General features: G+C 68.3%; 6 protein-coding genes and 1 pseudogene. 3 read left to right on the top strand and 4 right to left on the bottom strand.

Going from position 1 to position 7,022, the window contains the following annotated elements:
• Positions 1–316 (bottom strand): annotated as a pseudogene (locus tag RJ03_RS38980) (twin-arginine translocation pathway signal); the annotation flags it as partial.
• Complete coding sequence (locus tag RJ03_RS27810; protein WP_157163507.1) at positions 313–1,152, bottom strand: Rv1363c family protein; 840 nt, start codon at positions 1,150–1,152, stop codon at positions 313–315. The pseudogene RJ03_RS38980 and the gene RJ03_RS27810, both read right to left, overlap by 4 nt.
• A 267-nt stretch (positions 1,153–1,419) precedes the next feature.
• On the opposite strand from RJ03_RS27810, the gene RJ03_RS27815 reads away from it, so the two are divergent.
• Positions 1,420–2,619, top strand: a complete 1,200-nt coding sequence (locus RJ03_RS27815; RefSeq protein WP_036507829.1) for a cytochrome P450 — start codon at positions 1,420–1,422, stop codon at positions 2,617–2,619.
• A gap of 121 nt (positions 2,620–2,740) precedes the next feature.
• Positions 2,741–3,538 (top strand): SDR family NAD(P)-dependent oxidoreductase, encoded by a 798-nt coding sequence (locus RJ03_RS27820; RefSeq protein ID WP_051025331.1) that lies wholly within the window; start codon positions 2,741–2,743, stop codon positions 3,536–3,538.
• Between the two features lie 71 nt (positions 3,539–3,609).
• On the opposite strand, the gene RJ03_RS27825 is transcribed toward RJ03_RS27820, so the two are convergent.
• Positions 3,610–4,878 (bottom strand): alpha/beta hydrolase family protein, encoded by a 1,269-nt coding sequence (locus RJ03_RS27825; RefSeq protein ID WP_063820456.1) that lies wholly within the window; start codon positions 4,876–4,878, stop codon positions 3,610–3,612.
• A gap of 299 nt (positions 4,879–5,177) precedes the next feature.
• On the opposite strand from RJ03_RS27825, the gene RJ03_RS27830 reads away from it, so the two are divergent.
• The gene (locus tag RJ03_RS27830; protein WP_036507841.1) at positions 5,178–6,071 is read left to right on the top strand and encodes a universal stress protein; all 894 of its coding nucleotides are present in this window, start codon (positions 5,178–5,180) and stop codon (positions 6,069–6,071) included.
• Positions 6,072–6,116: 45 nt separating this feature from the next.
• On the opposite strand, the gene RJ03_RS27835 is transcribed toward RJ03_RS27830, so the two are convergent.
• The coding region (locus RJ03_RS27835; RefSeq protein WP_051025332.1) for a cytochrome P450 at positions 6,117–7,022 on the bottom strand (906 nt) is incomplete at its 5' end.

Here is a 7,022-nt window from a genome sequence, read left to right on the forward strand (position 1 = left end):
GGTCCAGCGTATCGGGGGCATAGGAGAGGATCGCGACCGAACCATCGGTCGCGGCGGCCGTGGCCGCGCGTTGCGCCGCCTCGTCGGTCTGCTGATCGGGCCGATACTGGGTGAAATACACGCCTGTCGCCGCCGCGACGGATGCCACTGCGAGCGCGCCGAGCGCACCTGGTCCGACACCGGCACGATGGCCGCGCAGCCAGGACAGGGCCGCGCGTGGGCGGGAGAGGGGTGCGGCCGCTTCGCCGGTTGCCGGCCCACTGTGCTCATCGTCGACGGTGTTGGCGCCGGTATCGGATTCGGATGGTGTGCTCATGGGACGAACTCCACTTTCGACATCTTGAGCCGGCCGTCGACGCGCTCCACGGTGACGCTCAACCGCCAGGCACGCGGTTCCTGTTTCGCGCCTGCGGAATTGGTGACTTCCGAGGTCGCCGCGACCAGGACCACGGCGGAGTCGTCGGTCATCGACTGCACCGCGGCGGCGTTGACCCTGCCCTGGGTGGCGACCTTGGACTGCTGGATCACCTTGGCGAAATCGTCGGCGCGGGACTGGAAATCGTTGCGGAAACTACCCGTGGAATCGTCGAGCACGCGCTTCACGTCATCGGCCGCATGATTGAAATCCAGTGAGGTCAGCGTGGTGACGCCCTGCCGCGCTGCCGCCACGAACTCCGCCTCGCGATGCTGCTTCGCGCTCACTTCGTGATGCCGCCACATCATGTATCCACTGCTGCCCAGCCCGGCGCACACGACGATCGCCGCGATCGCCACGCCGGCTGTGCGCCGCCGGATATGCCGAACGGCGCCCAGACGCGGTCGCTTGCGGCGACGGCTTTCCAGCGTTCGCTCGGCGCTCGGAGCGGCCTGCCGGGCCGACGCGACGTCCCGACCGGGAGCGCCAGTGTTGTCTTCTGTGTCGGGACCAGGGTCGTCGCTGTCCGGGGTGTCGTTCGCGTACGAGGGTTCGCCCGTCTGTGCGGCGGCCCCGGCGCGGCGGCGCAGGGTTGCCGCGCGGGCTCGGGCGCGGGCGGCTTCGGCCACCGCTTCCGCGGCTTCGGCCTCCGCCTCGGCTTCCGCGGCCGCCAGCAGCAGATCACGCTCGGTGATGTCCCCGGGATCCGGCGGCGAGGGGTGTTTTCCGGACGTCACTGCGTGCTCCGTTCGTCGGGCGGTGCCGGGCAGATCGGCGAGAACAATATTTTCGCGCAACGAGAACTGTACTCTACCTGAATGGATGGATGAAGGTTGTAGTTATTGCGGATTCGCCTGTGACCTAGGGGATTGTTATTGTCAATCTCAGAGAATATCCTTCTCTCACGGTGGTGGGAGGCGCCATGACGTGAGGTCGGCGGCGCCTGCCCCTGTGCCTGTCCGCGGCCGAGCCGCATTCCGGAGATTTCCGCAAGGGGTGAACCAGTGACCATCAGCGCGGCCAGCGACGTCCACTACGACCCGTACGACGTCGAACTCAACGCCGATCCCTATCCCATGTTCCAGCGTCTGCGCGACGAACTCCCGCTCTACTACAACGCACAGCACGACTTCTACGCGCTGAGCCGATTCGAGGACGTCAACGCCGGCCTGATCGACAAGGACACCTTCATCTCAGGCCGCGGCGCCATCTTGGAACTCATCAAGGCGAATATCGAGATACCCTCCGGCGTCCTGCTTTTCGAGGACCCGCCGGTGCACACGATCCACCGCAAACTGCTGTCGCGGATGTTCACGCCGCGCAAGATCAAGGCGCTGGAATCGAAGGTCCGGGACTTTTGCGCCGAGAGCCTCGATCCGCTGGTCGGTACCGGTCGCCTGGACTTCATCGCCGATATCGGCGCCCGGATGCCGATGCGGACCATCGGCTTGCTGCTCGGCATCCCGGAAGAGGATCAGGAGGCCATCCGCGATTTCGCCAACGAGCAGATGCGCACCGAGGAGGGTAAGCCGATGAAGGCCGCGTCCGAGGGCATGGTGTCCGGTGACATCTTCGGCCCCTATATCGACTGGCGCGCCGAACATCCCTCCGACGACATCATGACCGAACTGCTCAACGTCGAATTCGTCGACGAGACGGGCACCGAGCGCCGCCTCACCCGCGACGAACTGCTCATGTACGTGAATGTCGTGTCCGGCGCCGGGAACGAGACCACGACGCGCCTGATCGGCTGGGCCGGAAAGGTTCTCGCAGACCATCCCGACCAGCGCCGGCTGCTGGTCGAGAATCCGGCTCTGATCCCACAGGCGATCGAGGAACTGCTGCGCTTCGAATCGCCCGCTCCGCACACGTGCCGCTACGTGACCCGCGAGGTCGAGTACTACGGACAGAAGGTGCCCGAGGGGTCGGTGCTGATGTTCCTGATCGGCGCGGCGAACCGCGACCATCGCCACTTCGCGCCGGACGGAGACGTTTTCGACATCCTGCGCGCGCCGCAACCGCATCTGGCGTTCAGTGTCGGCACCCACTTCTGCCTGGGTTCGGCGCTGGCGCGGCTGGAGGGACGCATCGCAGTCGAGGAGATCCTGAAGCGGTTCCCGGAGTGGGAGGTCGATCTGTCGCAGGCGCGACTGTCGCCGACCTCGACGGTGCGCGGCTGGGAAAGTCTGCCCGCCCGCACCTGATCCCGTTGTCGCGCAGGGCGGATCGCGAAGGTCCGCCCGGCCCTCGCCGCAGGCGTGCTCGTCTCCCGGATGCGATGATCGGACTCGCATACGTTTCTGATCGGAGTCGAGGAGACAGCAGATGAGCTTTCCGCAGCGGTACGGGCCGTGGGCGTTGGTGGTCGGTGCCGCGCTGGGACTGGGGGCCGAATTCTGCCGTCAGCTCGCCGAGCGCGGCCTGAACCTCGTCATGGTGGCGCTGGAGAAGGACGAACTCGACACGCTGGCAACGGATCTGGCCGACCGGTACGGCATCCGCACCCAGACGGTGACCGGAGACGTCACCGCGCCCGAGGTGCTGGAATCGGTTGCGCTGCTGGTCGGCGACGTCGAACTGGGCCTGGTCGTCTACAACGCCGGGCTCTCGGTCTGCGGCATGTGGCTGGACACACCGCTGGAACGGCATCTGAAGACGATCGACATCAACGTGACCACGATGATGACCGTGCTGCACCGCTTCGTCCCGCCGATGATCGAACGCGGCCGCGGCGGGGTGATCCTGCTCAGCTCCATGTCCGGTCTTCTCGGCACCCCCATGTACGCCTCCTACGCGGGCACCAAGGCGCTGACACTGAATCTGGCCGAATCACTGTGGGACGAATGGCGTCCGCACGGCGTCGACGTCGTCGCGGTCGTGCCCGGCCCCACCGACACCCCCGGCTACCGCGCCGACGCACCGCGCACGATCCGCAATTCCCCGAAGGTGATGCCGGTGGCTCCCGTGGTTGCCGCCGGCTTGACCGCACTCGGCAGACAACCCTCGGTCATCCCCGGCCGGGCCAACCGTTTCAACGGCACGCTGCTGTCGCGAATACTGCCCCGCAAGAAGGCCGTCGCCCTCATGGGCAAGAGCATGCGCGAGATGTACGCGGGGGAGTAGACCGCCGACGCCCGCCGGCTCGGCTGGCATCCGAATGCGCTGGAGCCGAGTCGAATTCGCTTCGGCGCGGTTCAGGAGGTGAAGCGCGCGCCGACCCAGACGAGGGCGTCGGGAAGCGAGGCCTGCAGGACGCCGCGATGGTCGGCGCCGGGGTAGGTGCGGTAGGTGAGCTGCTGATCGGTCAGGCGCAGGCGGGCGACCATCGCGTCGGTCGCCCGCGGGGGCACCGTCGTGTCGGCGCTGCCCTGCAACACCAGCAGCGGTGTGTCGATGCGCAGCGTGCTGGGATCGTTGTCGGTCAGTACCCGGAGGAAAGGCGCGGCGTCGCCCAGTGGGCTGAACGCGGCATCGGCGGGAAGGCCGCCCCAGCTGTCCGGCGCGCGCAGGGCGCCGATGCATCCGGTGTCGGCCTCGGGCAGCAGGGTCAATGCGCGCGGCGTCAGGAAGCGGGCCGGATCGATACTCTCGGCGGTCTGCGCGCCGCGAATCAGCAACGGCAGGAACGCATTCGAGTTGCCGAGTGTGCCGGCCAGCGCCTCGCCGGCTCCCACCGTACTCGCCACGCGCTGCGCTCCGATGCCGAATTCCACCTGTGATGCCGGTGCGAGGGCCACCACGGCGCGCAGATCCAGTCCGGGTGCCCAGGCGCGGGCCTGCGCATCGGTGAAGATCGCCGCCTGGCCGCCCTGCGAATGGCCGATCGCCGCCCATCGCGTGCCGATCGATGCGTCGAGTTCCCGCGCGGCCAGCGCCATATCGGCGACGGCTCGCGCCTCGGTGGTGCCGATCAGGTATCCGTGCGGGCCCGGCGTGCCGAGGCCCTGGTAATCGGTCTGCGCTACCGCGTATCCGGCCGCGAGCCAGTGCTGCTGCACCTCGCGCACCTGCGCGGTGTAGTCGTGGGCGGGATAGTCGGGGCCGGTATCGCGCGAGGGCGCGCAGATATCGGCCACACCGGTGGTGCCGTGTGCCCACGAGATGAGCGGCCAGCCGTCCGGCGGCGGTGTGCCGTCGGGCACCGCCAGTGTTCCCGAGACCGCCACCGGACGCCCCTGCAGATCCACCGAGCGGTACAACACGAGCAGATTCCGCGCCCCGGGCAGCCCCGGATCGCCGGTGATACTGCGGGCCCGGATCACCGAGCCGTGTGGTCCGGCGATCGCCTCGGCGGGTGCGTCGTAGAAGGCCTGCCCTTCCGGGACGGCCGTCGTGCCGGTGGGGTCCGCCGCCGCGGTGGCCGTCGTGGCCGCGATCGAGACCAATGCCGCGACGACGACCAGCCGACCACGTCGTGCCCGGCGATTGCGGGCGATCTTGGTCGGTGACGACACGCGAGACATGAATCCAACATAACGGGGCCGTGTGGAGCGCGGCCATCGCGCTGGAATCATTGTGGCTCAACTTGTCTGCATATCGATACCTCCGCGCAACCCGCCGGATCGCCGTCCGTCCACAGCGTCACCACGCTGTGCGCTGAAAGATTGCTGACCTGGCGATACGCGACGTCTCCCACGGCGGGACGCCCGTCGGTCGTACCGGACCGGAATCCGCGACTCATCCGGAACGAGCGATGCCGCATCCCGCCTTCCCCGGTAATCTCGGCGCGGAGACCGCTCGCCGAAACGAAGTGGAGCCGACTGTGACCGAATCAGCCGAGGCGTACCTCGCGGACGAACCCGACCGGCCCATCGTGGTCGGCGTCGACGGCTCGGAGATCTCCTATCAGGCGGTGGCCTGGGCCGCGGTCGACGCCGTCCTGCACGGGCGGCGTCTGGACATCGTCACCTCGGCCACGCTGCCGACCGGTTTCGGCTCCGAGGTGTGGACGGGCGGCGCGGATTGGGTGCGCGAGGACGGTGAGCGCATCGTCGCCGAGGCGCGCCGGGTCGCCGGGTTGGCGAAGGGGCCGCTGGAGATCAATGCCGAGTTGGTGTTCGACCCGATCATCCCGACCCTGATCACACGTTCGGAACGGGCGTACCGCCTGGTCGTCGGTAGTCGCGGGCGCGGCGCCATTCGGCGGGCGCTGCTCGGTTCGGTGAGTTCGGCGGTGGTGCAGCGGGCGCACTGCCCGGTCGCGGTGATCCCCGGGAATTCCGCGACCGACATGGTGACCGCGGCGAAGCCGGTGGTGGTCGGCGTCGACGGCACCGAGAACAGTGAACCCGCGATCGGCGTCGCCTTCGACGAAGCCTCGCGGCGGAAGGTGCCGCTGATCGCCGTGCACACGTGGAGCGATATCAGCCTGCCCGAGATCGCGGTGGCCGGCTGGGACACGCTACGCGAATCCGAGCGCGCCGCGCTCTCGGAGAGTCTGGCCGGATGGCGGGAACAGTATCCGGATGTCGATGTGCGGCCGGTGGTGTGGGCCGATCGGCCGGCCCGTGCGCTGCTCGCCGAATCCGAACATTCGCAGCTGGTGGTGGTCGGCAGCCACGGCCGGGGCGGATTCACCGGCATGCTGCTCGGTTCGACCGGTCATGCCCTGTTGCAGTCGTCCGAATGCCCGGTGATCGTGGTGCGCCGGCGGTGAGACGCCGGCCGGGCGGCCGACCGGCCGCCCGGTGACAGTCGTCGATCACACCCCGGAGAACTCCAGTTCCGGTTCGTTCGCCGGCACCATGCTCACCGGGAGTGTCGCGAGCCCGCGAATCAGCAGACTCCGCCGCCAGATCGGTGGCCCGTCCTCCGGGGCCAGGCAGAGCTCCGGGATCCGGTCCAGCAGCCGGTTGACGGCAATGGTCGCCTCCATCCGGGCCAGCGCCGCGCCGAGGCAGAAGTGGATGCCGTGCCCGAAGGCGATGTGCCGATTGTCCTCACGATCGACGTGGACCAGGTCCGGCCGTGTGAAACGGTCCGGATCGCGGTTGGCCGCGGCCAGCGAGATCATGATGAATTCGCCCGCGCCTATCTCCCGGCCGCCCAGCACGATCGGCCGGGTGGTGTAGCGCGCGGTGGCCAGGTGCACCGGGCCCTGGCTGCGCAGGATCTCCTCGACATACGCCGGAACGGTTTCCGGTTCGGCTCGCAGCCGCTCGGCGATGCGCGGATCGCGCAGCATCTCGTAGACCGCGTTGCCGATCAGGTTGACCGTGGTTTCGTGCCCGGCCGCCAATAGCAGCAACAGCATCGAGATCAGTTCGCTCTGGTCGAGGCGGTCGCCGTCCTCCTTGGCGATGATCAGTTCCGAGAGCAGATCGTCACCGGGGCTGTCGGTGCGTGCGGCGATCAGCTTCGTCATATAGGCGAAGAAGTTGACGCCCGCGCTGGTGCGCTCCTCGATCGGCGCGGAATCGTTGACGACCACCGCCGTCCACGCGCGGAAATCGTCCTTGTCGTCGTCCGGGACCCCGAGCAGTTCGCAGATCACCGCGACGGGCAGCGGAAAGGCATAGGCGTCCAGCAGGTCGACCCGGTCGCGAGTGGCCATCTCCGCCAGCAGCTCGTCCGCGATGGTGGTGATGCGGGGCCCCAGTTCGCGGAT

This window comes from Nocardia aobensis NBRC 100429 (genome assembly GCF_000308375.1).
Classification (GTDB): Bacteria; Actinomycetota; Actinomycetes; order Mycobacteriales; family Mycobacteriaceae; genus Nocardia; species Nocardia aobensis.

Excerpts from the sequence above, each read along its gene's own strand:
- RJ03_RS27825 (WP_063820456.1), bottom strand. The coding sequence starts at position 4,878 with ATGTCTCGCGTGTCGTCACCGACCAAGATCGCCCGCAATCGCCGGGCA.
- RJ03_RS27820 (WP_051025331.1), top strand. The coding sequence starts at position 2,741 with ATGAGCTTTCCGCAGCGGTACGGGCCGTGGGCGTTGGTGGTCGGTGCC.